Genomic DNA, 23,504 nt, shown 5'->3' with positions numbered 1-23,504 from the left:
GCACGCGGGCCGCCCTTCTTCATCACAGCGAGGACATCATGCACACAGCGACTGGCCGTAAGGGACTGATTCTGGCGGGCGGATCCGGCACCCGGCTCCATCCGCTCACGCATTCGGTATCGAAGCAGCTGATGCCGGTGTACGACAAGCCGATGATCTACTACCCGCTCAGCACGATCATGCTGGCCGGCATCCGCGACGTCCTGATCATCTCGACGCCGCGCGATCTCGATGCGTTCCGGCAACTGCTCGGCGACGGCGAACAGTGGGGCATGAATTTCTCGTACGCGGTGCAGCCGAGCCCGGACGGGCTCGCGCAGGCGTTCGTGATCGGCGCGTCGTTCATCGGGCACGACGCGGCGACGCTCGTGCTCGGCGACAACATCTATCACGGTCCGGCGCTGTCGTCGCTGCTGCAGCGCGTCGCCGCGCGCACGACGGGCGCAACGGTGTTCGGCTATTACGTGCGCGACCCGGAGCGCTACGGCGTCGTATCGTTCGACGAGCACGGGCGGGCGATCGATCTCGAAGAGAAGCCTCGCGAACCGAAATCGCACTACGCGGTGACGGGTCTCTACTTCTACGACAACGACGTCGTCTCGCTCGCGAAGGAGGTGCGCCCGTCCGCGCGCGGCGAGCTGGAGATCACGGACCTGAACCGCGCCTATCTGGAGAACGGCAAGCTGAACGTCGAGATCCTCGGCCGTGGCTACGCGTGGCTCGACACCGGCACGCACGAGTCGCTGCTCGATGCGGCGAATTTCATCCAGGTGATGCAGGCGCGCCAAGGGCTGCAGATCGCGTGCCCCGAGGAGATCGCGTACCGGCTCGGCTGGATCGACTCGCAACGGCTCGAAGCGCTCGCGCATGCGCTGTCGAAAAGCGGGTATGGCCGTTACCTGCTCGACGTGCTGAACAAGGAGGTCGCCGCATGACGTCCGTCATCGAGACGACGCTGCCGGGTGTGCTGCTGATCGAACCGGCGAGCTTCGGCGACGCGCGCGGCTTCTTCGTCGAAAGCTATCGCGAGTCCTGGCTGCGCGATGCGGGCGTCGACGCGGGCTTCGTGCAGGACAACCACTCGCGCTCCCGGCGCGGCGTGCTGCGCGGCCTGCACTACCAGTTCCGGCATCCGCAGGGCAAGCTCGTGCGTGTGTCGCGCGGCGCCGTGTACGACGTCGCGGTCGACATCCGGCCCGGTTCGCCGCATCTCGGGCACTGGTTCGGCACCGTGCTCGACGACGTGTCGCATCGCCAGCTGTGGATTCCGCCGGGCTTCGCGCACGGCTTCTGCGTGCTGTCCGACGAGGCCGACTTCGCGTACAAGTGCACCGCATACTACGACCCGTCGTCGGACGCGGGCGTGCTGTGGGACGACCCCGACATCGGCATCGAATGGCCCGCGCTCGACGTGCCGTTCGAGCTGTCCGACAAGGATCGCCGACAACCGCGCCTGCGCGACCGTGCACCGGTGTCGCCCGACCTTCACGGAGCCCTGCGATGACGATCGTCGTGACCGGCGCGCTCGGCCAGGTCGGTCGTGAACTCCTGCTGCGCGCGGGTACGCGCCCGGCGATCGGGCTATCCCGCGCGCAGCTCGACATCGCCGATCCGCGAGCCGTCCGCGATGCGCTCGCCACGCACCGCGCGACGCTCGTGATCAATGCGGCCGCGTGGACGGCCGTCGATCGCGCGGAAACCGAACCCGACGCCGCATGGCGCGCCAATTGCGCCGGCCCGGCGACGCTCGCCGATGCGTGCGCCGCGGCCGGCATCCCGTTGCTGCACCTGTCGACCGACTACGTGTTCGACGGCCGCGCGCAAGGCGCGTACGACGAAGCGGCGGGCGTCGCGCCGCTCGGTGTCTACGGGCACACCAAATGGGCAGGCGAGGAAGCGGTCCGCCAGCGGCTGCCGGATGCGCACCTGATCCTCCGGATCGCGTGGGTGTTCGGCGCGCACGGCGGCAATTTCGTGCGCACGATGCTGCGGGTCGGCCGCGAGCGCGACGAACTCGCGGTCGTCGCCGACCAGTACGGCGGCCCGACGCACGCCGGCGCGGTCGCCGACGCGCTGCTTGCGATCGCGGATCGCCACCGCACGGGTGCCACGACGCGCTGGGGCACCTACCACCTGTGCGGCACGCCCGTCACGACCTGGCACGGCTTCGCCGAGACGATCTTCGGGCAGGCACGGCGCGCCGGCCTCATCGATCGCATCCCGCTCGTGCGCCCGATCCGAACGGCCGCCTATCCGCTGCCGGCGCCGCGGCCGGCGAACTCCGCACTCGACTGCACCCGCATTCGCGAGCATTTCGGCATCGAGGCGCCGTGCTGGATCCCGGCGCTCGCCGACGTGCTCGATACCTGGAAACGAACCTCATGAGCCATCGACCGAAACATGTCCTCGTCACGGGCGGCGCCGGGTTTATCGGCGCCAACTTTGTCCACTACCTGCTCGCGACGGATCCGCAGGTCCGGATCATCAATCTCGACCTGCTCACCTACGCCGGCAGCCTCGACCATCTCGCGGGCTCGGAAGACACCGGCCGCCACCGGTTCGTGCTCGGCGACATCTGCGACCGGCCGCTCGTCGAGAGCCTGCTGCGCGATCACGCGATCGACACGATCGTCCACTTTGCCGCCGAGAGCCACGTCGACCGCTCGATCACCGGCCCGGGCGAATTCGTCCGCGCGAACGTCGTCGGCACCTGGACCCTCCTCGACGCGGCGCGCACGGTCTGGATGACGGGGCGGGACGCCGACGCGCACGCGCAGCGCCGCTTCCATCACATCGGCACCGACGAGGTGTACGGATCGCTCGCGCCGGACGATCCACCGTTCTCCGAAACCACGCCGTACGCGCCGAATTCGCCGTATTCCGCCAGCAAAGCCGGCTCCGACCATCTCGTGCGCGCGTACTTCCACACGTACGGGCTGCCGGTCACGACGACCCACTGCTCGAACAACTACGGCCCGCGCCAGCACGCCGAGAAGTTCATCCCGACGGTGATCCGCAGCTGCGTCAACGACCTACCCATTCCGCTCTACGGCGACGGCGCAAACGTCCGCGACTGGTTATACGTCGACGATCACTGCCGGGCGATCGATGCCGTGATCCGGCACGGCACGGTCGGCGAGACGTACAACGTCGGAGGATGCAACGAGTGGCGCAACGCCGACATCGTCGACCTGATCTGCTCGCTGCTGGACGTGCGCCGGCCGCAGGGCGCGCCGCACGCGCGCCTCAAGCACTTCGTCGCCGATCGCCCCGGTCACGATCGCCGCTATGCGATCGACGCAGGCAAGCTCGAGCGCGAACTTCGATGGAAGCCGGCGGAAACGTTCGAGACGGGCATCCTGAAGACGCTCGACTGGTATCTGTAGGCATCCTGACGTCACTCGACATCCATCGCGTCCGTCATGCGGATCGGGGGCCGGCGCACGGTGTCGGGGGAGTCGGCGCCTCCAGGCATGCCTTTGTCGAGATGCACTCCGGCGTGTCGGCGTGCGCATAGGCGCGCGCGCCGAAGAAGACGATCCCGGCCAGCATACAGCACGGTAAGGTTGCCGATCCGTTCGGTTGGGTCCATGACGTCGCTTGAGCTATTTGCCCAAATAATTTTGCCTGGGTAAGCTGCCTGACGCGCGCCGCCAGGAGACATCGGCACGTACCCGGAACCCGCGGCGCGATCGACCTGGGAGGATTCGATCCGCCGTCCCGATGTGGCTGCAGACATCATGAAGCACGAATCAGGCGCCGTATCCGGCGCCATCCCGACACGCGACACGAGCGCAACGCCGCACTCCGTGCTCGAAGACATCTACGGGATGATAGTCGGCATGGCCTTTGTGGTGATCGGGCTCGTCCTGCTCAAGGCGGCCGGACTTGTCACCGGCGGGATCGCCGGCATTGCGCTGCTCGTCTCGTACCTCTGTCCATTATCGGTGGGGACGATCTTCACGCTGGTCAACCTGCCATTCTTCATCTTCGCGCACTTCGTGATGGGGCCACGTTTCGCCATCAAATCGACGATCGCGAGCTGCGGCATCACGTTCGCCCTCGCGGCGATGCCCCGGACCCTGAAAATTGCCTTCGTGAACCCGCTGTTCGCGGCATTGGTGGGCGGCACGCTGTGCGGCATGGGCATTCTTGCGCTCGCGCGGCACGGCGCGGGCGTCGGCGGCACCGGTGTCGTCACGTTGTGGCTGCAGCGCGTGCGAGGCATCAACGCCGGTATTACGCAAGTGTGTATCGACGCGATGATCCTGCTGACGTCCACGCTGGTCATTCAGGCCGATCGCGTCGGCTGGTCGGCGATCAGCGCCGTCGCCATGAGCGCGATGGTCGTCGCATGGCATCGCCCGGGCCGTTATACCGGTACCGCGCCCTGAGCGCCCGGTCGACATACCGGCACATCTCGTCCAGCCGCTATTGGCAGCCGTCATGCCGACGGACGCAAGGACAGCCATTGAACATATCAAACGCAAGTCTCCGGTGCAGTTGATGCGCTCGCCGCGTTTCGCGAGACGCGGCCCGCCTTCGCGGCGCAGATCGCGAGCGTGTGGATGGATGTCGATACCGTCGATCTTTTCATCGAATCAATACTCATCGCCGATTATTCAAATTCCAACACCAATCAATAAATAAAAACAGCCTCACCGAAAATTTACTAAAACAGAGTTAATGCGAAAAATTATCAAATCAAGAAGTCGATAAATTAATTCGATTGGAATCCAATGAATCCAATCAATAGCCTGTGTTCCGCGCCGCAACATCGTGATTCAAAATCGACGAGACAAAGGAGGTGCGGAATATTATTTTTAAAATCAATTCTCACGAGTTTTTTGCTTGACCAGGCCATCGCTGATTCTCGACATTCGAGAATCAGCGATCCGGAAAAACAGGCATGTAGTTCCCGGCATGGCCATACGGCACCAAACCGCGTTACTCCACTCATTACTACCCTAGGAAAAAACATGAACAAGATTGCGACCGTGCTTTTCTCAGCCCTGATGCTCGCCTCCTCGTACGCTTCCGCACAGGCACTTTGCAAGGCCGGCAAGATCGACAAGATCGAAACCGACACGACCGGCAACCTGCTGGTGACCATTGGCGATGGCGCCTATTCTTTCAGCGCCAAGGAAGTTTACCCCCTGATTTACTCGGCATATTCCGAAAACAGAAATCTGTTTATCTACGGTAATAATTGCGCGAATGGCTCACCGGCCACCCGTTTTGCCATTCGATAAACTTTAAATAATCCGGAAATTACCGACATTCGGCGCCAGGGGCTGGATTCCGTTTTCCAATCCAGCCCCATTGTTTATTGCAGTTCCAAAAATGATGAGGCATGACACACTCACGCCCGCAACGCGGCGCTTCCTTGACTGATAAGTTCGGCGGCAGGATGTGGCCGACGCCCGTCGGCTCAAGGACCTGGAATCGGAGAACGGACTCGGCGAGGACTATCGCAATGCAACACATGCAGGATGCGGCAGGCGATCCGGCAGCCGTTTCCGACGGCGCTGCCGGATCGCCTGCCGACACCGTTACGCCTGCACGAACGCCAGCAGGTCGGCGTTGAGCACGTCCGCATTGACCGTCAGCATGCCGTGCGAATAACCCGGATACGTTTTAAGCGTGCCGTTCTGCAGCAGCTTGATCGACTTCAGCGCGGCATCAGCGATCGGCACGATCTGGTCGTCTTCGCCATGCAGCACGAGCGTCGGGACGGTGATCGACTTCAGGTCCTCGGTCTGATCCGTTTCCGAAAACGCCTTGATGCCTTCGTAGTGCGCCTTCGCGCTGCCTTCCATCCCCTGCCGCCACCAGTTCCGGATCACGCCCTGATGCACCGTCGCGCCGGCCCGGTTGAAACCGTAGAACGGGCCGCTCGGCACGTCGAGGAAGAACTGCGCGCGATTGTCGGCGAGCGCTTTCCGGAAGCCGTCGAACACGTCGATCGGCAAGCCTTCGGGGTTCGATTCGGTTTTCAGCATCAACGGCGGCACCGCGCTGACCAGCACCGCCTTCGCGACGCGACCGGCCGGCTGGCCGTGCTTCGCAACGTAGCGGGCCACTTCGCCGCCGCCGGTCGAATGACCGATATGCACTGCATTGCGCAGGTCGAGCGCTTCGACGACCGCGAACGCGTCCGCTGCGTAGTGATCCATGTCATGACCGTCCGACACTTGCGCCGACCGGCCGTGGCCGCGCCGGTCGTGCGCAATCACGCGATAGCCCTTCTGAACGAAGAAGAGCATCTGCGCATCCCAGTCGTCGGAAGACAGCGGCCAGCCATGATGGAAGACGATGGGCTGTGCATCCTTCGGGCCCCAGTCCTTGTAGAAGATCTCGACGTTATCCTTCGTAGTGACGTATGGCATCGCGATTGACTCCTGTGAGGTGGATGAACTCGGCGTACCGGCCGGCAGCCATTATCTGCCTTTATTGTGAAACCGTGATGCCACGGTGCGCCGCGACTGCCGATCATCTACTGACGGGAAATAAACGCCTGGGATGCGAGCGATGCCGGTGCGCCGATCGTCAACCGTCCGTCGACACCGTCACGGCCTCCCACGCACGGATTTCTGCTTCCAGCGCCGACAATTTGGTCCGCACCAGCCGCAGCGCATCGCTGCCGAGCAACAGGTGCGCGGGCGGATGTTCAGCCGCGATGACTGCGAGCATCGCCCGCGCGGCCTTCGCGGGATCGCCCAACTGCTTGCCGCTCTTCTCCTCGCGCGCCTCGCGGATCGGATCGAAGATCGCGTCGTAGTCGGCGATCGAGCGCGGCGTGCGCACCATCGAGCGGCCGGCCCAGTCGGTGCGGAACGAACCGGGCGCCACGGCCGTCACCGCAATGCCGAAAGGCTCGAGCTCCTTGCCGACGGTTTCGGAAATGCCTTCCAGCGCGAATTTGCTGCCGCAGTAATAAGCGATTCCCGGCATCGTGATGTGGCCGCCCATCGACGTGATGTTCAGGATGCGGCCGCGCCGGCGCGCGCGCATGAACGGCACGACGGCCTTCATCATCGCGACCGCGCCGAATACGTTCACGTCGAACTGCCGGCGCATCTCGGCGAGCGGCGCTTCTTCCATGATGCCTTCGTGCCCGTAGCCGGCGTTGTTCACCAGCACGTCGACGGGCCCGACGTTCGCTTCGATTTCCGCGACGATACCGTCGATGCGGTCGAAGTCGGTCACGTCGAGCACACGCGCGAAAGCCGCGTGCACGGACAGCGCCTCGAATTCCTGCGCCGCCGGCGCGCTTCTCACGGTACCGACCACCGTGTAGCCGGCCGCGAGCGCCTCCTGTGCGAGCGCGCGGCCGAAGCCGCTGCTGACGCCGGTGATGAGCATGATGTTGCCGGATGCCATGTTCGCTTCTCCCGAATGTCGATTGAAGCATGCATGCTAGTCTGACGATCAACGTCGAATAAGCCCGATTCCGCTGATTTTCTTGCACAAAACTATGAGCGCCGAATCCTCCTCCGCCCGACATTCGTCACTGTCGTCATCACCGCGAAACCGCAAACGCCTGGTCGCGCTGCTGCGCACGCTGGCGCCCGACGAAGGCTACAACCTGACGGCGCTGCCGAGCGTGCGCATCCTGCGCTCGAACCGCGCGCTGTCGCGCACGCCGGTGCTGTACGACCCGGGAATCGTGATCGTGTGCCAGGGCCGCAAGCGCGGCTACTTCGGCGGCGAACGCTATCTGTACGACGAACACCACTACCTGGCGGTGTCCGTGCCCGTCCCGTTCAGCATGGAAACCGACGCGACGCCCGAACGCCCGCTTCTCGCGCTGTATCTGCACCTCGATTTCACGATGGCCGCCGAACTCGCGGCGCAGATCGACCGCGAAGGCGTGGCGGAACACGTGCAAGCGCCCAGAAGCATGATGTCGACGCCGATGGATGCAGCGATGCACGCGTCGGTGCTGCGCTTCGTCGAGGCGATGCAGCAGCCGCTCGAAGCCGCGGTGCTCGGCCCGGCGCTGCTTCGCGAGCTGTATTTCCGTGTGCTGACCGGCGCGCAGGGAAGCGCGATGCGCAGCGCACTCGCGATGCGCGGGCAGTTCGGCCGGATCGGCCGATCGCTGCGCGTGATCCATGCCGATTACGCGCAACCGCTCGACGTGTCGCAACTGGCCGACGAGGCCGGCATGAGCGTGCCGAGCTTTCACAGCCACTTCAAGGCGATCACGCAGGTGTCGCCGATGCAGTACCTGAAGTCGACACGCCTGCATCAGGCGCGGCTGCTGATGGTGCGCCAGGACCTGACGGCAGAGGCGGCCGGCTACGCGGTCGGTTATACGAGCCCGTCGCAGTTCGGCCGGGAATTCAAGCGTCTGTTCGGCCTGACGCCGGCCAAGGAAACGCAGCGCATGCGCGAGAGCTTCGCGATTCCGGAGGCGTTCGAGGATGCGGTGTTCGTGTCGTCCCATTGAGAGGCGCGTGGCCACCGCGGCCCGGAGCCGATCAAGCGCCATCACGAACATCCGCGGATCGGACCGGCGTCAGCTCACGAACGCTTCCGTCTTCTGAAGCCCTCCAAGGAACCGCTTCAACTCCACCGTCCCCGGTCGCGCGAAGATCTCCTCCGGCGTCCCGCTTTCCCAGACCCTGCCCTGATGCATGAACACCACCTTGTCGCTCACCGCGCGCGCGAAGTTCATCTCGTGCGTGACCATGATCAACGTCATGTCGTCGCGCGCGAGCTGCTCGACGACACCCAGCACCTCGCCGACAAGTTCCGGATCGAGCGCCGACGTGATTTCGTCGCACAGCAGCACGCTCGGCTTCATCGCGAGCGCGCGCGCAATCGCGACGCGCTGCTGCTGACCGCCCGACAGCTGTTCCGGAAACGCGTCGAATTTGTCGCCGAGGCCGACACGCTCGAGCATCAGCTCCGAGATCGCGCGCGCCTGCTGGCGATGCGACTTCTTCACGACCGACTGCGCGAGCATCACGTTTTGCCCGGCGCTCAGATGCGGAAACAGGTTGTATTGCTGGAACACCATTCCGACCTTGAGCCGCAGTGCACGCAAATCCGCGTGTCGCGCGTCGACGCGTTCGCCGTCGATCGCGATCGTGCCCGCGTCGATGCTCTCGAGCCCGTTGAGCGTGCGCAGCAGCGTGCTCTTGCCCGAGCCGCTGCGGCCGATGATCGACACGACTTGCCCGCGTTCGACGGAGAAATCGATGCCCTTGAGCACATGATGGGTACCGAAATTCTTTTCGAGACCACGGGTTTCAACGAGCGGCATTCCATCTCCTTTGCAACGTGCGCGCGTAACGGGTAAGCGGATAACAGAGTGCGAAATAGATGAGCGCGACGAGCCCGTACACGATGAACGGACGGAACGTCGCGTTCGAGATCGCGACGCCGACCTTGGTCAGCTCGGTGAAGCCGATGATCGACACCAGCGCCGTATCCTTCACGGCCTGCACGCCGAACCCGACCGTCGGCGCGATCGCGATGCGCGCGGCCTGCGGCAGGATCACATGACGCAACTGCTCGACGTAGCTCATCGCGAGGCTTGCCGATGCCTCCCACTGCCCTTTCGGCACCGCCTCGACGCAGCCGCGCCAGATTTCCGCGAGATACGCACTCGTGAAGAACGTGAGGCCGGCCGTGGCCGCAACCCACGGCGACACATCGAGACCGATGAGCGGCAGGCCGAAGAACACGACAAACAGCTGCATCAGCAACGGGGTTCCCTGGAACACCTCGATATACAGCTTCGCGCAACTGCGCAGCACGCGCGAGTTCGACACGCGCATCACGAGCAACCCTAGGCCGACGAGACCGCCGGACAGAAACGACACGATCGACAGCACGACCGTCCAGCGTGCGGCGAGCAGCAGGTTTGCCAGAATCTGCCCGAACGTGAAATCGATCATCGTGCACCTCGCACACGGCGGGAGAACAGGCGGCGCCCCATCGAGCCAAGCACGGCGCGCAGCAGCAGCGCCATCGCCAGATACGCGAGCGCGATCACGAAATACGTTTCGAACGCGCGGAAATTGCGCGACTGGATGTAGCTCGCCGCATAGGTGAGATCGGCCACCGAAATCTGCGACACGACGGCCGAGCCGAGCATCGTGATGACGATCTGGCTCGCGAGCGCTGGAAACACCTTCGCGAGCGCCTGCGGCAACACGACGTGGCGCAGCATCTGCGCGCGCGACATCGCAAGCGCGGCGGCCGCCTCGAGATGCCCCTTCGGCACGGCGGCGACGCCCGCGCGCACGATCTCGACCGAGTACGCGCCGAGATTCAGCGTCATCGCGAGAATCGCGGCCGTGTATTCGTCGATGTGCACGCCGAGCGCGGGCAATCCGAAGAAGATAAAGAATAGCTGGACGACGAACGGCGTATTGCGAATCGCCTCGACGTACGCGCCGACCAACGGGCGCAGCCGCACGGCCGCGCGCGCATCGGCGCTGTACGCGGCCGCGCCGAGCACGCCGATCGAAACGCCGAGCACGGTCGCGACGGCGGTCAGCGCGAACGTCGTCGCCGCGCCGCTCGCGAACATGCCGGCGTATTCGGCGAGCTCGCCGAATCGAAGCTGATAGCTCATGACAGATGGGAAGGATCGGGTTCAGACGACGATCGCCGCGCCGTCGCAGGCACGGCGGCGATCGCTCACAGGCCGGCAGGCAACGGCTGGCCGAGCCACTTCTTCGACATCGCGCTCAGCGTGCCGTCCTGTTTCGCATGTGCGATCGCGTCGTCGATCTTCGCGAGCAGGCGTGCTTCGTTCTTGTTCACGCCGACGAAGCACGGCGAATTCTTGATCACGAACTTGACCTCGGGCCGGCGCGGCGGATTCTTCGCGAGAATCGCTGCTGCGACGATGTTGCCGGCCGCGATCAACTGCACCTGCCCGGACAGGAACGCCTGGATCGTCGCGTTGTTGTCCTCGAAGCGCTTGATCGTCGCGTTCGGTGCGAGCTGCGACAGCGCGATCTCCTCGAGTGCGCCGCGCGTCGCGCCGACCGTCTTGCCATTCAGGTCGGCGGGCGTGCTCACTTTCACGTCGGCCGGCCCGAACACGCCCTGGTAATACGGCGCGTAGGCGGTCGAGAAGTCGACGACCTTCTCGCGCTCCGGCGTCTTGCCGAGCGACGAGATCACCATGTCGACCTTGTTGGTCGTCAGATACGGAATCCGGTTCGCGCTGTTCACGGGCACCAGCTTCAGCTTCACGCCGAGCGATTTCGCAAGCAGTTCGGCCATGTCGATATCGTAGCCCTGCGGCTGCATGTCCGTACCAACCGAGCCGAACGGCGGATAGTCCTCCGGCACCGCGACGCGCAGCGCGCCGCTTTTCGCAATGGTGTCGAGCGCGTCGGCGCGCGCGGGCGCGGCGGCAAACAGCGCCATCACGGGCGCGGCGATCAGCGCAGCCAGCCATGCGCGTCGGGGGAACGGTCGGGTGATCGAATTCACGGTGAGTCTTCCTTGTCTCGTCTGTCGTCGGGCAGCGCGCAACCGTTGCGCGGCCATGCCTACTTCAGCAAAAACCGGGCCACCCCCGCTGAACGCTTCAATTGTCGGCAATAGCCTCCACGCATGCCGAAATACGTTCCTCATTTCGGTGCATGACTCGACGCCGAACGCCGCGGTTGCCCGTTCGCGGCGCGCGCCCATGCACCAAACCATCCGACCAGTCTGACCAGACGAATCGGTCGGCGGTCGCGGAAGGACACGCCGGCGCCCATCGGTCGATCCGGAACGCGCGAAACCTCGAAATCGGAGAGTCAGACGAAAGTCCAGCGCGCTCGACATCCGGGGGCTTCGGCGGCCCCGGCTCGCCAGTCACCTTCGTTGTCCGGTAACGCGCGGCGGAATCGCGGCAGACCGTCGGTCCGATTACGCTTCAGGCAGGTTCCGTTTCGAATCGCCGCCGTTCGGTAGTCCTGCCAACCACCGAACGATCCGAGACACATTCCGCTTTTGCTCAGCGCAAGCATGCAGGGGCAACACATCGTTTTCGCCGATCGGCGACTCGAGCGCGGCGAACCGGCTCGCGACGAGTTCGGGCTGGAATGCGTGCCCGGCCCTGCCCGACACGCGCGCCAATGCAGCCGGCATGTCGATCTCGAGAAACACGAAGCGCAGATGCGGGATGCGCCAACGAGACGGGCGCCCACACAAGTTACGTTGAGAGATAGTCGCCACCCAAGGTCGCGGACCGCGCAGGCCGCGCCGTGCGTTTGGACCTGCCCCAACACAGCCGCCGATTCAACGCTCACCTGGATGGGTCTCGGCTTCGCCTGCCCGCCGCGCGCGGCTCTGCGTTAGTATGCGGGGTGTCGTTCGGGGTCGAACGCAAACCCGCCATCGACGCGTGACATCGACAGCGAAGCCTTACTGCAAGCGTCCATGCCCAGGAAAAAGACCAGCGTCTGGCTCAGCGGTCTCCGTCTGCTCTCCAGCCTGACGGTCTCGCGGCCGAAGAAGAGGAAAACCGTCGCGCGCAAGCCGTCGACGGTCAAGACCGCTCACCCGGTCGCCGCGAAGCGCGTCGGCAAACCGCGCACGGGTCGCCCTCCATCGATGCGGACGGCCGGTCGGTGGATACGCTCGTTTCACTCCGCGCCGCCATTGGCCGGTCGGCTCGTCAACCATCTCACGTACGCGTTGTATCTGCCGGCCACCGCGCCGTCGCCGACGGGGCTGCCCCTCGTCGTCATGCTGCATGGTTGCCGGCAGACTGTGGAGTCGTTCGCCGCCGGCACGCGCATTTGCAGGCTCGCCGATCGGGCCGGTTTTGCGGTGCTGCTTCCCGAGCAGGCGAAGACCACGCACCCTCACCGATGCTGGCATTGGCACGAGAACCTGACGCACTCCGAGGCGCCTGCCGTCGCATCGCTCGTCGCGGCGATCGTCCGGGAACACGGCTTCAACCATCAGCGCGTCTATCTCGCGGGCATCTCGGCGGGAGCCGGCCTCGCTGCGGTTCTAGGGATTCACTACCCCGCGCTCTTTGCCGCCGTCGGTCTACACTCGGGCCCGGTGTTCGGTGTCACCAGTTCCGCCATGGCCGCCATGCGCGTCATGCGTAATGGTAGTCGTGAAGATCCGCTGCGCCTGATCGAGGCGTCGGTCGACGTATCCAGCTATCCGGGCATGCCTGCCATCATCGTCCACGGTGAGCTCGATGTCGTCGTCGCGAAGCGCAACGCCGCACAGCTCGGCATCGAATTTGCACGGCTCAACCGGCTGGTCGATGCGCAAGGCGAGTTACGCGTCGGCGAACAGCGAACATACACTCGCGATGCGGTCGACTACGTGGACTTTCTGAAGACCGGCCGGCTCGTCGTGAGGATCTGCATCGTTCGAGGGCTCGGTCACGCATGGAGCGGTGGCGACCCTCGCGAAGCGTTTCATTCCGACAAGGGCCCTGACGCGACGGCGATGCTGTGGGATTTTTTTCGCCGGCAGCGGCGCGGCGCGGCATGACGCGTCCGGCGTATCGTGGGATAAGCAGCGCGATATGCGTCGAGAGTCTCCGGCTTCATGCATTTCCGTAACGACCCTTCTACCTCGGCTGGCGACCGTCATCCATGGATTCGTTGCGTTCGATATCCGCCCTCCATCGTGGCACTTTCCGTGCTTGCCCTAGCCGATATCGATCGTGCGACTCACAGTGTGCGCCGGCTCCGATTTCGGCACGGTCAACGTGAGGACACCGTTGTCAAACTTCGCCAAGGTGTGATCGGGGTCGGCATTTTCCGGCATCGGTATCGTGCGCATGAAGCTTCCATGGGCGCGCTCCAGCCGGTAGCAGCCGTTTTCCTCGCTGCGCACATCCTGCTTTTTCTCGCCGCGCAGCACGATCGCCCCATCCTCGACGCTCACCTTCAGATCTTCGCGCTCCATTCCGGGCAGTTCGGCGGTCACGCGCAGCACCTGCCCTTCGTCGACGACGTCGATGCGCGGCTGGAAGCGCGATGAACTGAAATCGCCAAACCATCGTTCGAGCGCGCCACGGCCTGCAAACGGGTCGTGAAAGAATTCCTCCACTGCACGCCACGGTTCGCGTGAGAACAGCCGCGGAATGTCAGGCCACGAGGCCCGCCACGGTTCGCTTGTCGGCGGGCTTTCCGGGCCTTCTGCATCCGGCTTGCGGGTAGCTCCGCGAAGGAACTTGAAGGGGTTCCACTTTTTCAAATCGGCATTCATGACGTCCTCCGATTCAGCTTCAAGCTGTTTTGACCATGGCGGCCAGCGCATCAGGTAGCGAGCGCGCTCCGAGCTTGCCCAGCGTTCGCTGAAGCGCGGCAGATGCCAGTCCGCCAACACCTCACCGCTCCTTTCGATCCGGACGATCGCGACCTAGCCGTCCGGTGCGGACATGCGTGCCACGATCTGTCGCAACGGAATTGGTGCGGATATGGATCACATGTCCTTTCCAGGATTCCTGCGTGACATCAGACACCGGGCTCCGTGCTCCTGATTCGCGGCGGCGGCAGCGCGATCGCTGCCGCCCATGCTCCTGACCTGCCCTAGCTGACGGATCAGCTGGTCTTGACTTCAATGCGCCGTGGGCGCGCTTCGTCGCGGCGTGGGATCGTCAGCTTCAGCACCCCGTCCTGGAGGCTCGCCTCGATCTTTGACGTATCGAAATCCGGTGACAGCGTGAACGTCCGGGCGAAGTGCGGTTCGCGGACCTCGGCATGCTGCAGCCGCAGATTTGCCGGCGTCGGCACGATCGCCTCGGCTTCGATCGAGAGGCTGCTGTCGTGAACCTTGACGTCCAGCTTGTCCTTCGTCACGCCGGGCAGGTCGGCCCACAGCGTGACGCCCTGGCTGTCCTCGTATATGTCGACGGCCGGGGTGAGCGTGATCCGGCGCTTGGGCTGTTCAGTGTCGCGACGTGCTGCGGTGGATTGGTCGCGTTCAGCCAGTTGGGTCGTGTCAGTCATGATCGGCTCCTCGGGTTACTGGACAGTGATGGCGCGCGGCTTGGACGACTCGCGCCTGCCGACACTGATCGACAGGCAGCCATTTTCGTAGCGCGCCTGGACCTTGTCCGGATCGGCGGTGTCGGGCAATTCGATGACGCGTCGGAAGATGCCTACAAAGCGCTCCTGCGCATAGGTGCGCGTCTCGCTTCCCGTGTCCGGTTGTGTCGATTTGCGTTCGCCGCTGATGGTCAGCAGGCCCTTGTCGATCGATACGTCGAGCGCGGCGGCATCGACGCCGGGCGCGAAGGCGACGATTTCGATCGACTCGTCGGTCGCGCCGATGTTGATCTGAGGAAACGCGCCGAGCCGGCCGGCGCGGATGCTGGACGGGAAGCCGCCGAAGAGTTGCGCCATCTGCTGCTGCAGGCGGTCGAACTCGCTGAAGAGGTCGGTTCCGAAGTAAAGATCGCTCACGATCGTATCCTCCTTGAGTGCAGCCGGGAGGCGAACGGGCCTACGCGCTCCAGTTCGCCTGCCAGACTGCTGGCAAACAAATCGAAACACGCAGCGCGCGGAATGAAGCGACTCGCGCGTCTGCCTGAGCGAAACTTAAGATAGGAACTCTACGGAAAATTTCAAGGGGCATCGGCAGATTTTCGCACTTGAAATTTCGGCACTGGAACCTATCATCGCAGCGGCTTGGAACGGCATACGGAGGACGCCATGGAATTCGACACGGACTGGCTTACGCTGGGCAGGCATCGTATCCGGCTGCGCTCGACGAAGGGGTTTCCGACCGAGACGATGCGCACTGTGACCGAGGTCGTCAGGCTCGCGATCGACAACAACATGAGCGCGCGGGCGCGACTCGTCGAGGTCGTCTGTCGACAGGAGAAGACCTACGATGTGCTGGTCGGCACGACGATGGTGGAGGACAAGGTTTGTGCACCGCAACTTGAAGCTGCGGTCGCGGTCGTGTTGGGCCTGTTACCTGACCAGATCACCATCACGGTCTCTCACGTCACGCAGAAGGAGGTCGATCTACACTTTGGTGTGTACGAGCGAATGTTGTCAGAGAAGCTGGGGGCGGCACCGCCGATCGAATGAGCGATCGGTCCGGCGCCTCGCCATGCGGCCGGTGCCGGCTCCCGCCTCGTGCCATGCGGACAAGGCGCGAACGTGGCGGCGCTGGTCGCGGAATGGGAGTACCGCCATGAAAATAGGGTCACGCCGATTGTTCGCCGCGGCCGCCCTGGCCGCGGGCGCCGTCCCTGCAACGGTGATTGCTATTGCGCCACTGCCGCGGGCATTGCCGATCCAGCAGGACATCCGGATCGCCGGCACGATCCAGCGGGGCAACGGGCAGTTCGCGCCGGGAGACTATACGTACGCGGCGTAAATCGCCGGGATAGTAACTTCCTTTCTGAACGACACTTGCTGATACTCGGCCACCGCGGTGGCCACTTCGAGCGCCAGGTACAGAGCCGGCGTGCCGATCCGGTTCGCCCGCCCGCCGGCCTTCGCGGCCCCGGCGCCACTGGCAGGCGCGACCGCCCACTTGGGCCGGTGCATCCGGTACGCGATGACGTCTTGCAGTGGCTTGAGGATCATCCGGCCGCGCCCGCTTCCGGCGAGACGACGTAGCGCAGCACGTCCTCGGCCCGGCCGGCGGAAACCAGCGTTTCGGCCGTCTGATAATCGAACACGGCCAGCGGCTCGTTGCGGTACCAGAACAACGCGCGGTGCACGTCACCGGACAGGTCGGTCGCGGCGCGAATCACGCGGATCGCCTCGCGCAGGAAGTGCTGAACCGACGCCGACTCCGGGGCCAGCGCCACGGTGTTCTGTCGCGATAAGGACGAAGGTCGACAGACGTCCCTGGGATCCCCAGGATTCCTTAGAAAGCCAACGAATAGAATTGCTCTGCAGCTGTCTGATTCTTGCGAGTCGACTTCATTTGCCCTTTTCGGATCATATGCATTACTTCGATGCCGCCGAGCACTATCCTCGCACATCGAAAATTCTTGAAGCCCATCATCGGGCGAGTTCGCCGTTTGATCGCTCGGCGGTCCTGCTCGACGATGTTGTCAAGATGCCGAAGGCTCAGCGGGTAAGCGACGTACCAGCGCACGCACAACAACACCACATCGAAAGGATAATGTAGGCGCTTGAACACTTTTGCCAGGCCGGTATTCAGCTTCGGGTTCATCTCTCGACTCCCTCGCTCTCGACTCCCTCGCTCTCGTCTCGTCACGCTACCAGACGGTCTTATTGCGACAGAACCTACGCGTTCCTGTCCTTCTAGATTCGACGCTACGCGACGAACCGGATCGCGCTGTTCTCGATGGCAGCCTGATTGCCGTATTGCCAAGTGATGTTGCGGTGTTCATGTCCGATCGGCAGACCCGAGTAGATCGGCAGGCCGAAGCCGCCCAGCACGTCGACAAGCATCTGCTCGAGCGTGAAATCCGCGCCGTCCGGGATCGGGCAGCGCGTGAATTGCCCGAGCACGAACGCGCGGGCCCCGTCGAACGCGCCGCTCAGACGCAGTTGCGTCAGGCTGCGGTCGAGCCGGTAGCCGAATTCCGTCACGTCCTCCAGCAGTACGATCGCGTCGCGTGAGCGAAGCGACCAGCGTGTACCCGCGACGCTCGCGAGCACCGTCACGTTGCCGCCGCACAGACGTCCCCGCACCGCACCAGGGGCGCCGGACAAATGCCGCAGGCTCAGCGGGGCGCGTTTGCCACCGGTCAGCACGGCGCGCATGTCGGCACGCGTCGCGTCGTCGACCTTGGTCGCCAGGCTGTGGAATGTCGGACCATGCAACAAGCGCACGCCGGGCCGGTCGGCGAGCGCGCAGAACAGCGACGTCGCGTCGGAAAAACCGATGATCGTCTTCGGCGTCGCGATCTCGTCGGGCAGGTGCTCGAGCAGGTGCGCGCAACCGAATCCTCCCCGCGCGAGCCAGACGATGTCGATCGACGGGTCCATCAGCATGCGCCGCAGATCGTCCGCGCGCTCCTTGGCGGTACCGGCGAAATAGCGGTACCGGCTGCCGAGATGCGCGCCCGTCGTGACCTTGAAGCCCCAGCTCTCGACCAGCGCGATGCCACGCTCGATGCCTTGCGGATCGGGCACACCCGCGGGCGCGACTACGCCCACTGTCTTGCGTCTTGATTCCATTGAACGGATACCGTAAGGATAAAGAACCCGCTGACTATACCCGACACCGCCCGCGCGCCGCTCACCCCCGCAAGGCGGCATCGAACGCGTGGGGAGGCCCGCCTCCGGCGTCCGCGAATCCGTTTCGCTGCCAGCGCCGCTTCAGAATTACCGTCGATGCGAAATCGCCGACCGAACGATGCGGGTTCCATTCGATCGGCGAGCCGAGCAGCACGTCGATCGGATGCACCTCGGCGCCGTCGTTGTTGCGCACCCTCCCCAGCGTCAACGCGTCGGTCGGTATCGCGGCGATCGAGTCGCCGTCGAATCCGCGCAACTGCGACAGCACGCGCTTCATCTGCGTGAGGTACTGAACCTGGTTGAAGCTGCCGAAGCACTGGAACTGGTTCACGAATGCGATCGATGCGAACACCGGGAACAGGCCCGGACACAGCACGCGGTCCCGCAGCGCCGCCGCGACCGACGCCGGCTCCCAGCCCAGGTCGAAGCCCCGTCCGGTCAGGCGGGCGCCGTCGACGCGCAGTTGCTCGCAGCGATCGCCGTCCGGCCCCGCGAAGCTGAACCAGGAAACCTGCGGCAGCGCCTGCCGCAGCCGCGTGTTCAACGCGGCATCGAAACACAGCCGCGCCATCGGGTGCGCGTCGTCGAGCAGCACCGTCTGCAGATAGTCGGATACCAGCTCGCATAGATCGACGAACACCATCGGACGGCCGAAGATTGCGCTCTCCAGCCGTGCGCACATCGTGGTCGCGAGCGCGGACATGTCGCCGGGTATCGCGGGCGGCACGATGCGCTGCAACGGTTCGCTCAGATACGGCAGCAGCTCGTGCGTGCGGTCCGGCACGCGGGCGCCGAATACGAGCCTGCGTACAAGGCGGGTCGGGACGAGCGAGACGCGCCGCTCGCGCGTCCCGTGACGGCGATCGCGATCCGCGCGCGCCAGCTCGCGCCACGCCGGGCAGCGCGCGTCGATCACGTCGCGCAAGCCGTAGCGGTCGCGGAAATTCAGGCACCCCGATTTCGCGTCATTGTTGAACGGCACGCCGCTGAATACGCCGATCACGCAGGGCGTATCGGGGCCGGTCGCAGCCAGCGTCGACAGCCAGTCGACGCCGAAGAAGCCGGGACCGTTGCTCAGCGTCAGGTGACCGCTCGTCTGCAACGTCCGGCCGTGCTCGAGGCCGGCGAGCGCGTGCGCGGCGTCCGCGTCCGACAGGCCGCTGCGGTCCAGCGCCCGCCGCAGCGCATGCCGGAACGGCGGATCCATCGGCGCAGCGGGCCGATAGCGCGCCAGCTCTCGCATGTAGTCGCCGACAGGCATGTCGAAGATCGCGAGCATGCGTTCGGCGAACACGTTCGGCCCGGCGTCGCGCAGCGCAGCACACGCAAGCTCGGCCGCGCCGGTCACGAACGTGCCGCGCACGACTCGGGCACGCGGTCGAACGCCGTCGCGTCGATCGCGATATACGGCGGCACCGCGCGTCTTGAGTTCGTTGAACACCTTGAGCCAGAACTTGGCCCCCTCGGTCTGCTCGATCCAGAGCCCCAGTACGTCGCGCTAGCCGTCGGCCTGGATGCCCAAGGCCAGATCGACGGCCTTGTTGCTGACCACGCCGTCGTCGCGGATCTTGACCCGCAGTGCGTCGAAGAACACCACCGGATACATCGCTTCGAGCGGACGGTTCTGCCAGCTCAGCGCCTCGGCCATCACCTCGTCGGTGACCGAGCTGATGAAGTCAGGCGAGACTTCAGTGCCATAGTGCTCGGCCAGAAAGGCCTGAATCTCGCGCACGCTCATGCCGCGGGCGTACATCGCAATGATGCGTTCGTCGAAGCCGGTGAAGCGGCGCTCGTGCTTGGGGATCAGGATCGGCTCGAAGCTGCCGTCACGGTCACGAGGCACGTCGACCCGGACCGGGCCACCTTCGCTATCTTTCCCTTTCCTCATTCTTGCCACCTCCGCAACTCACGGGGTGGGAGGCGTCCATTCCATTGCCTCGCCCACGAAATCACGGATAGGTCCGCATAGCTTGATTGCCAGTGCCGGAAACATCAAAATTTACCGGACGACCGCTTCATCGTATTCGCCCATCCACGCGTGTCCAAACACCTCCGAGCCTCGGACGGGAAGTCACGTCTTGCGGCCACGGCGCTCCAGCTCGATCCTAGTACGCTCCAATTCTCGAGCAAACGTGGCCTCGTCCGGCAGGACCATCTGATACTCCGCTGCGAGTATCTTGTTCGGTAGGTTGTCGAGCGCATAATGCGCCTCCGCCGCGCCTTTTTCAGCACACAGAATCAAGCCAACCGGGGGGTTCTCGCCGGGCTTCATCCAATGTTCACGCGCGTAGTTGAGGTAGAGATGCATCTGCCCCGCGTCCGCATAGCTGAAGCGCCCGACCTTCAAATCGATAATGAGCAGGCATCGCAAGCGCCGGTGAAAAAACACGAGGTCGACTCGAAACCAGGTGTCATCGATCCGTAGACGCCGCTGGCGACCTATGAACGCAAAGTCATCACCGAGCTCGAGTAGGAAGTCCGCCAAGTGCTGAATCAAGGCCGCTTCCAGATCCGACTCCGAATATTCGTCCTTTATGTCAAGAAATTCGAGGACAAACGGATCGCGGATCGCTTCTTCAGGCGATAGAAGATCGCCGGGTTGCGCTTCAGCCGCCTTTCCGAACAAGGACGCCTTGTTGCGTGACAGCACCAGCCGCTCATAGCGCTGACTGCTGATCTGGCGGTCAAGCTGTCGCACAGACCAGCCCTCACGCAGCGCTTCGGCCTCGTAAAAGTCGCGAGCAGCTTGCGCTTTCACCGCGAGGAGGCGAACGTAGGCGGACCAGGGCAACGGAAAAGCCTGAGCGATAGAATTCAGCTCAAACGCCACGCCTGTCGGCGCCTTCAGAACTGCCTTGGTTGATTTTGCAGACGCTGTCTGCAATATCCGGGCGGGCGTGGATTGTGCAGACGCTGTCTGCACAATCCGGTCCGCAGGCCACGTCAAGTAAAAGGCGCGCATCTGTGCGAGATTGCGCCATCCGAAGCCGCGACCGAATCGCTCTGACAGATCGGCGCCCAAACGGCGGATCACCTCCTCGCCATAAGCGGCCCGTCCCGCCCCGCCCTGCTCGAACTCAACGATTCGTCGCCCGATCTCCCAATATGTCGCCGTCATCAGGGCGTTCACCGTGCGAGCCGTCGCTTCGCGCGCCGACGCGACTACATCAGCAATTTCACGGTGCAGTCCCGCAAACCGGCCTGCCCGACATCGCGCTGCGTCACAGTGCGTTCACCACGTCCTTGAACGCCTTGCCGGCCGCGAACTTCACGGTATTCGCGGCCGGGATGGCAATCTCCGCGCCCGTCGTCGGATTACGTCCCGTGCGGGCGGCTCGCTGCCCCTGCGAAAACGCGCCGAAACCGATGAGCTGTACCGATTCGCCGCGACTCACCGCGTCCGTGATCGCGTCCAAGGCTGCCTGGACGGTTTTGCTCGCGTCGGTTTTGCTGACACCCGCGCCCGCTGCGACCGCTTCGATGAGCTCCTGCTTGTTCATGAACAGCCTCGGCAACAAAGTCAAAGCTGCACCCCACCTCATCCCGCTGCAAACACGCAAATCGCTGGCGATCAGTGCAGCAAGACCTTCCAACTCGCTGGCCTCCGTCCCCCCACTGCCTGCGGCGTGCAGCCCACCAACGAACTCCGACTTACGCCTGTCGCAGCCACGCTCGCCCAGAGCAATCGCGAACGTTTTCAGCCCGGCCGGCGCTCATACAACTATCGAGCTAGTGTGGGTGCCATCACTCGCGCTGACTATGTGGCCCGGCTTCCGGTATCGCGCAATTTGACTGTTTCCCCGCCGAATCTGCCCGGTCGACGTGCGCCGACTACGGGATCGGTTCGTGCCGCGTCTCCCGCCTCCCTCGTGCCCGCCACCGGCAGCCCGGCCCTAGACACATCTTTAGTTGAAGTTTAGCCACAACTTTAGTTGTGCAAGCGCCATAAGCCCGGGGCGCTCGCTCGATGTCCCGAACTGAAGGGGAACATAGCCCTTAATATGTTTCCCTTCAGTTCTCGCGATTGAGCGCCGCAACGTCGACGAGGCGTCACACGGTCCTTGCAGGTCTGTCGTCGTTCCGAACGGCGTCTATGTTGAACCACCCCGTGCGGTCGGCGTCCCGTGCATCCATGCCACGCCCTTCGCCTTCTGTCACCCGCGTAGAGAGCGCCGACGCCAGGTTATTCCACCTGCTCGCATTGAGTCGAGTTCCGCCCCACCTCAATTGGAAAGTGCACGTCGACAGCAACGCACGCCTCCATCCCAAATAGTGACCCGCATAACATCTGGAGATTGCACTTTCACATTAAATGTGATTTTATTATCACTCGTTGCAGGCCGCCGCCGACCGCGCATGCGGCGCACCCCATACCAAGGAAGAGACGCAGATGGAGACAATCGCCGTCATCGGCAGCAACATGGTCGACCTCGTGACCTATGTCGCGCGCATGCCCGCCCGGGGCGAAACGCTCGAAGCACCGAACTTCGAGCTCGGCTGCGGCGGCAAGGGCGCGAACCAGGCGGTCGCGGCCGCGCGCCTCGGCGCGCGCGTCGTGATGGTGACGAAAGTCGGCGACGACGTGTTCGCCGACAACACGATCCGCAACTTCGAGCGCGAGGGGATCGACACCACGCACGTGCGCAAGGTCGCCGGCGTGCCGAGCGGCGTCGCGCCGATCTTCGTCGAACCCGATTCGAGCAACAGCATCCTGATCGTCAAGGGCGCGAACCGCCACCTGAAGCCGGCCGACATCGACGCGGCCGCGCCGGCGCTCGCCGAATGCGCGCTGATCGTGCTGCAGCTCGAGATCGAACTCGACACCGTCTATCACGCGATCGCGTTCGGCGCGCGGCACGGCATCCCCGTTTTGCTGAACCCCGCGCCCGCGGTGGCCGATCTCGATTTCGAGCGGATTCGCTCCGTCGAATTCTTCGTGCCGAACGAAACCGAGCTCGCGATCGTGTCGGGCATGCCGGTCGATTCGCGCGACACCGCGGCGCGCGCCGCCGAAGCGCTGGTCGCGCGCGGCCTGAAGCACGTGCTTGTCACGCTCGGCGACAAGGGCTCGCTGCTCGTGTCGCGCGACGGCGTGCGGCACGTGCCGGGCGTGCCGGTCGACGCGCGCGATACGACGGGCGCCGGCGACGCATATATCGGCTGCTTCGCGCGCTGCTACGCCGCGTCGCACGACGCGATCGACGCGATGCGCCACGCATCCGCGTACGCCGCGCATTCGGTCACCGGCCTCGGCACGCAGAAGTCGTACGCCGACGCCGCGACGTTCGAACGCTTCCTCCGCGACGCCGGCCTCTGACCGGCGCCTTCATC

General features: G+C 64.3%; 25 protein-coding genes and 3 pseudogenes. 10 read left to right on the top strand and 18 right to left on the bottom strand.

Going from position 1 to position 23,504, the window contains the following annotated elements; genetic code table 11:
• Positions 1-38 precede the first annotated feature (38 nt).
• The 6 genes from rfbA to AC3WLY_RS08030 all read left to right on the top strand — a co-directional run bounded on the left by rfbA (position 39) and on the right by AC3WLY_RS08030 (position 5,252).
• Positions 39-935: a glucose-1-phosphate thymidylyltransferase RfbA gene (gene rfbA / locus AC3WLY_RS08055; protein WP_072437758.1), complete on the top strand. Its 897-nt coding sequence runs from the start codon at positions 39-41 to the stop codon at positions 933-935.
• A complete protein-coding gene (gene rfbC / locus AC3WLY_RS08050) occupies positions 932-1,504 on the top strand; it encodes a dTDP-4-dehydrorhamnose 3,5-epimerase (RefSeq protein WP_310133591.1) in 573 nt (190 codons plus the stop codon). Before rfbA ends, rfbC begins: the two co-directional genes overlap by 4 nt.
• Positions 1,501-2,385 (top strand): dTDP-4-dehydrorhamnose reductase, encoded by an 885-nt coding sequence (gene rfbD, locus AC3WLY_RS08045; RefSeq protein ID WP_310133588.1) that lies wholly within the window; start codon positions 1,501-1,503, stop codon positions 2,383-2,385. Before rfbC ends, rfbD begins: the two co-directional genes overlap by 4 nt.
• Positions 2,382-3,386 carry a dTDP-glucose 4,6-dehydratase gene (gene rfbB / locus AC3WLY_RS08040; RefSeq protein WP_492310565.1) on the top strand — a complete coding sequence of 335 codons (1,005 nt, stop codon included), beginning with the start codon at positions 2,382-2,384 and terminating at the stop codon, positions 3,384-3,386. Before rfbD ends, rfbB begins: the two co-directional genes overlap by 4 nt.
• A 354-nt stretch (positions 3,387-3,740) precedes the next feature.
• Positions 3,741-4,394 (top strand): YitT family protein, encoded by a 654-nt coding sequence (locus tag AC3WLY_RS08035; RefSeq protein WP_175961849.1) that lies wholly within the window; start codon positions 3,741-3,743, stop codon positions 4,392-4,394.
• Positions 4,395-4,979: 585 nt separating this feature from the next.
• Positions 4,980-5,252: a hypothetical protein gene (locus AC3WLY_RS08030; protein ID WP_175964103.1), complete on the top strand. Its 273-nt coding sequence runs from the start codon at positions 4,980-4,982 to the stop codon at positions 5,250-5,252.
• Between the two features lie 300 nt (positions 5,253-5,552).
• Here AC3WLY_RS08030 and AC3WLY_RS08025 read toward each other — a convergent pair whose 3' ends face one another.
• Positions 5,553-6,389 (bottom strand): alpha/beta fold hydrolase, encoded by an 837-nt coding sequence (locus tag AC3WLY_RS08025; protein WP_175964102.1) that lies wholly within the window; start codon positions 6,387-6,389, stop codon positions 5,553-5,555.
• A gap of 160 nt (positions 6,390-6,549) precedes the next feature.
• Complete coding sequence (locus AC3WLY_RS08020; RefSeq protein ID WP_492309743.1) at positions 6,550-7,383, bottom strand: oxidoreductase; 834 nt, start codon at positions 7,381-7,383, stop codon at positions 6,550-6,552.
• A gap of 94 nt (positions 7,384-7,477) precedes the next feature.
• Between AC3WLY_RS08020 and AC3WLY_RS08015 the strand changes: the two genes are divergently transcribed.
• Positions 7,478-8,455, top strand: coding sequence for an AraC family transcriptional regulator (locus AC3WLY_RS08015; RefSeq protein WP_492309742.1), 978 nt, complete (start codon positions 7,478-7,480; stop codon positions 8,453-8,455).
• A gap of 69 nt (positions 8,456-8,524) precedes the next feature.
• On the opposite strand, the gene AC3WLY_RS08010 is transcribed toward AC3WLY_RS08015, so the two are convergent.
• The 5 genes from AC3WLY_RS08010 to AC3WLY_RS07990 all read right to left on the bottom strand — a co-directional run bounded on the left by AC3WLY_RS08010 (position 8,525) and on the right by AC3WLY_RS07990 (position 12,129).
• Positions 8,525-9,274 (bottom strand): amino acid ABC transporter ATP-binding protein, encoded by a 750-nt coding sequence (locus AC3WLY_RS08010; RefSeq protein WP_492309741.1) that lies wholly within the window; start codon positions 9,272-9,274, stop codon positions 8,525-8,527.
• Positions 9,261-9,911, bottom strand: coding sequence for an amino acid ABC transporter permease (locus AC3WLY_RS08005; protein ID WP_175964098.1), 651 nt, complete (start codon positions 9,909-9,911; stop codon positions 9,261-9,263). The genes AC3WLY_RS08010 and AC3WLY_RS08005 overlap by 14 nt, the downstream gene beginning before the upstream one ends.
• Positions 9,908-10,594, bottom strand: a complete 687-nt coding sequence (locus AC3WLY_RS08000) for an amino acid ABC transporter permease (RefSeq protein ID WP_175964097.1) — start codon at positions 10,592-10,594, stop codon at positions 9,908-9,910. The genes AC3WLY_RS08005 and AC3WLY_RS08000 overlap by 4 nt, the downstream gene beginning before the upstream one ends.
• Positions 10,595-10,659: 65 nt before the next feature.
• Positions 10,660-11,466, bottom strand: coding sequence for a transporter substrate-binding domain-containing protein (locus tag AC3WLY_RS07995; RefSeq protein ID WP_175964096.1), 807 nt, complete (start codon positions 11,464-11,466; stop codon positions 10,660-10,662).
• A 423-nt stretch (positions 11,467-11,889) separates the two neighbouring features.
• A complete protein-coding gene (locus AC3WLY_RS07990) occupies positions 11,890-12,129 on the bottom strand; it encodes a hypothetical protein (RefSeq protein WP_492309740.1) in 240 nt (79 codons plus the stop codon).
• A 273-nt stretch (positions 12,130-12,402) separates the two neighbouring features.
• Here AC3WLY_RS07990 and AC3WLY_RS07985 point away from each other — a divergent pair, with 273 nt between their 5' ends.
• On the top strand, positions 12,403-13,482 hold the full coding sequence (locus AC3WLY_RS07985) for an extracellular catalytic domain type 1 short-chain-length polyhydroxyalkanoate depolymerase (RefSeq protein ID WP_492309739.1): 1,080 nt from the start codon (positions 12,403-12,405) through the stop codon (positions 13,480-13,482).
• Positions 13,483-13,641: 159 nt separating this feature from the next.
• Here the strand turns inward: AC3WLY_RS07985 and AC3WLY_RS07980 are convergent, their stop codons facing one another.
• The 3 genes from AC3WLY_RS07980 to AC3WLY_RS07970 form a co-directional block, all read right to left on the bottom strand.
• Positions 13,642-14,205 carry an Hsp20/alpha crystallin family protein gene (locus AC3WLY_RS07980; RefSeq protein WP_310134220.1) on the bottom strand — a complete coding sequence of 188 codons (564 nt, stop codon included), beginning with the start codon at positions 14,203-14,205 and terminating at the stop codon, positions 13,642-13,644.
• 335 nt (positions 14,206-14,540) lie between these two features.
• Positions 14,541-14,948: an Hsp20/alpha crystallin family protein gene (locus AC3WLY_RS07975; RefSeq protein ID WP_425132215.1), complete on the bottom strand. Its 408-nt coding sequence runs from the start codon at positions 14,946-14,948 to the stop codon at positions 14,541-14,543.
• A 15-nt stretch (positions 14,949-14,963) separates the two neighbouring features.
• Entirely contained in the window at positions 14,964-15,404 is a 441-nt protein-coding gene (locus AC3WLY_RS07970; RefSeq protein ID WP_310133550.1) for an Hsp20/alpha crystallin family protein, read from the bottom strand.
• A 249-nt stretch (positions 15,405-15,653) separates the two neighbouring features.
• Between AC3WLY_RS07970 and AC3WLY_RS07965 the strand changes: the two genes are divergently transcribed.
• Entirely contained in the window at positions 15,654-16,037 is a 384-nt protein-coding gene (locus AC3WLY_RS07965) for a hypothetical protein (protein ID WP_310133546.1), read from the top strand.
• A gap of 273 nt (positions 16,038-16,310) precedes the next feature.
• Here the strand turns inward: AC3WLY_RS07965 and AC3WLY_RS07960 are convergent, their stop codons facing one another.
• The 8 genes and pseudogenes from AC3WLY_RS07960 to AC3WLY_RS07925 form a co-directional block, all read right to left on the bottom strand.
• On the bottom strand, positions 16,311-16,541 hold the full coding sequence (locus tag AC3WLY_RS07960; protein ID WP_425132216.1) for an RES domain-containing protein: 231 nt from the start codon (positions 16,539-16,541) through the stop codon (positions 16,311-16,313).
• Positions 16,538-16,756, bottom strand: a pseudogene (locus AC3WLY_RS07955) (DUF2384 domain-containing protein); the annotation flags it as partial. The gene AC3WLY_RS07960 and the pseudogene AC3WLY_RS07955, both read right to left, overlap by 4 nt.
• Before the next feature lie 71 nt (positions 16,757-16,827).
• A pseudogene (locus AC3WLY_RS07950) lies at positions 16,828-17,028 on the bottom strand (DDE-type integrase/transposase/recombinase); the annotation flags it as partial.
• 215 nt (positions 17,029-17,243) lie between these two features.
• Positions 17,244-18,113 carry a S66 peptidase family protein gene (locus tag AC3WLY_RS07945; protein ID WP_310133542.1) on the bottom strand — a complete coding sequence of 290 codons (870 nt, stop codon included), beginning with the start codon at positions 18,111-18,113 and terminating at the stop codon, positions 17,244-17,246.
• 61 nt (positions 18,114-18,174) lie between these two features.
• Entirely contained in the window at positions 18,175-19,536 is a 1,362-nt protein-coding gene (locus AC3WLY_RS07940; protein ID WP_492309751.1) for a hypothetical protein, read from the bottom strand.
• A gap of 51 nt (positions 19,537-19,587) precedes the next feature.
• Positions 19,588-20,040: pseudogene (locus tag AC3WLY_RS07935) on the bottom strand (IS256 family transposase); the annotation flags it as partial.
• A gap of 204 nt (positions 20,041-20,244) precedes the next feature.
• Entirely contained in the window at positions 20,245-21,360 is a 1,116-nt protein-coding gene (locus tag AC3WLY_RS07930) for a PDDEXK nuclease domain-containing protein (protein ID WP_492309749.1), read from the bottom strand.
• Positions 21,361-21,394: 34 nt separating this feature from the next.
• Complete coding sequence (locus AC3WLY_RS07925) at positions 21,395-21,673, bottom strand: HU family DNA-binding protein (RefSeq protein ID WP_425132217.1); 279 nt, start codon at positions 21,671-21,673, stop codon at positions 21,395-21,397.
• Between the two features lie 890 nt (positions 21,674-22,563).
• Between AC3WLY_RS07925 and rbsK the strand changes: the two genes are divergently transcribed.
• Positions 22,564-23,490, top strand: a complete 927-nt coding sequence (gene rbsK, locus AC3WLY_RS07920) for a ribokinase (RefSeq protein ID WP_175964070.1) — start codon at positions 22,564-22,566, stop codon at positions 23,488-23,490.
• The last annotated feature ends 14 nt before the right edge of the window (positions 23,491-23,504 follow it).

The sequence above is a fragment of the Burkholderia sp. FW306-1C-G01B genome, from assembly GCF_058781685.1.
The sequence above is the reverse complement of the archived record's forward strand: the minus strand, read 5'-3'. Positions and strand labels throughout refer to the sequence as shown.

What these genes read in the sequence shown, in the direction of transcription:
- rfbA (WP_072437758.1), top strand. Translation starts at nt 39, where the DNA reads ATGCACACAGCGACTGGCCGTAAGGGACTGATTCTGGCGGGCGGATCC.
- rfbC (WP_310133591.1), top strand. Translation starts at nt 932, where the DNA reads ATGACGTCCGTCATCGAGACGACGCTGCCGGGTGTGCTGCTGATCGAA.
- rfbD (WP_310133588.1), top strand. Translation starts at nt 1,501, where the DNA reads ATGACGATCGTCGTGACCGGCGCGCTCGGCCAGGTCGGTCGTGAACTC.
- rfbB (WP_492310565.1), top strand. Translation starts at nt 2,382, where the DNA reads ATGAGCCATCGACCGAAACATGTCCTCGTCACGGGCGGCGCCGGGTTT.
- AC3WLY_RS08035 (WP_175961849.1), top strand. Translation starts at nt 3,741, where the DNA reads ATGAAGCACGAATCAGGCGCCGTATCCGGCGCCATCCCGACACGCGAC.
- AC3WLY_RS08030 (WP_175964103.1), top strand. Translation starts at nt 4,980, where the DNA reads ATGAACAAGATTGCGACCGTGCTTTTCTCAGCCCTGATGCTCGCCTCC.
- AC3WLY_RS08025 (WP_175964102.1), bottom strand. Translation starts at nt 6,389, where the DNA reads ATGCCATACGTCACTACGAAGGATAACGTCGAGATCTTCTACAAGGAC.
- AC3WLY_RS08020 (WP_492309743.1), bottom strand. Translation starts at nt 7,383, where the DNA reads ATGGCATCCGGCAACATCATGCTCATCACCGGCGTCAGCAGCGGCTTC.
- AC3WLY_RS08015 (WP_492309742.1), top strand. Translation starts at nt 7,478, where the DNA reads ATGAGCGCCGAATCCTCCTCCGCCCGACATTCGTCACTGTCGTCATCA.
- AC3WLY_RS08010 (WP_492309741.1), bottom strand. Translation starts at nt 9,274, where the DNA reads ATGCCGCTCGTTGAAACCCGTGGTCTCGAAAAGAATTTCGGTACCCAT.
- AC3WLY_RS08005 (WP_175964098.1), bottom strand. Translation starts at nt 9,911, where the DNA reads ATGATCGATTTCACGTTCGGGCAGATTCTGGCAAACCTGCTGCTCGCC.
- AC3WLY_RS08000 (WP_175964097.1), bottom strand. Translation starts at nt 10,594, where the DNA reads ATGAGCTATCAGCTTCGATTCGGCGAGCTCGCCGAATACGCCGGCATG.
- AC3WLY_RS07985 (WP_492309739.1), top strand. Translation starts at nt 12,403, where the DNA reads ATGCCCAGGAAAAAGACCAGCGTCTGGCTCAGCGGTCTCCGTCTGCTC.
- AC3WLY_RS07980 (WP_310134220.1), bottom strand. Translation starts at nt 14,205, where the DNA reads ATGAATGCCGATTTGAAAAAGTGGAACCCCTTCAAGTTCCTTCGCGGA.
- AC3WLY_RS07975 (WP_425132215.1), bottom strand. Translation starts at nt 14,948, where the DNA reads ATGACTGACACGACCCAACTGGCTGAACGCGACCAATCCACCGCAGCA.
- AC3WLY_RS07965 (WP_310133546.1), top strand. Translation starts at nt 15,654, where the DNA reads ATGGAATTCGACACGGACTGGCTTACGCTGGGCAGGCATCGTATCCGG.
- AC3WLY_RS07960 (WP_425132216.1), bottom strand. Translation starts at nt 16,541, where the DNA reads ATGATCCTCAAGCCACTGCAAGACGTCATCGCGTACCGGATGCACCGG.
- AC3WLY_RS07945 (WP_310133542.1), bottom strand. Translation starts at nt 18,113, where the DNA reads ATGGAATCAAGACGCAAGACAGTGGGCGTAGTCGCGCCCGCGGGTGTG.
- AC3WLY_RS07925 (WP_425132217.1), bottom strand. Translation starts at nt 21,673, where the DNA reads ATGAACAAGCAGGAGCTCATCGAAGCGGTCGCAGCGGGCGCGGGTGTC.
- rbsK (WP_175964070.1), top strand. Translation starts at nt 22,564, where the DNA reads ATGGAGACAATCGCCGTCATCGGCAGCAACATGGTCGACCTCGTGACC.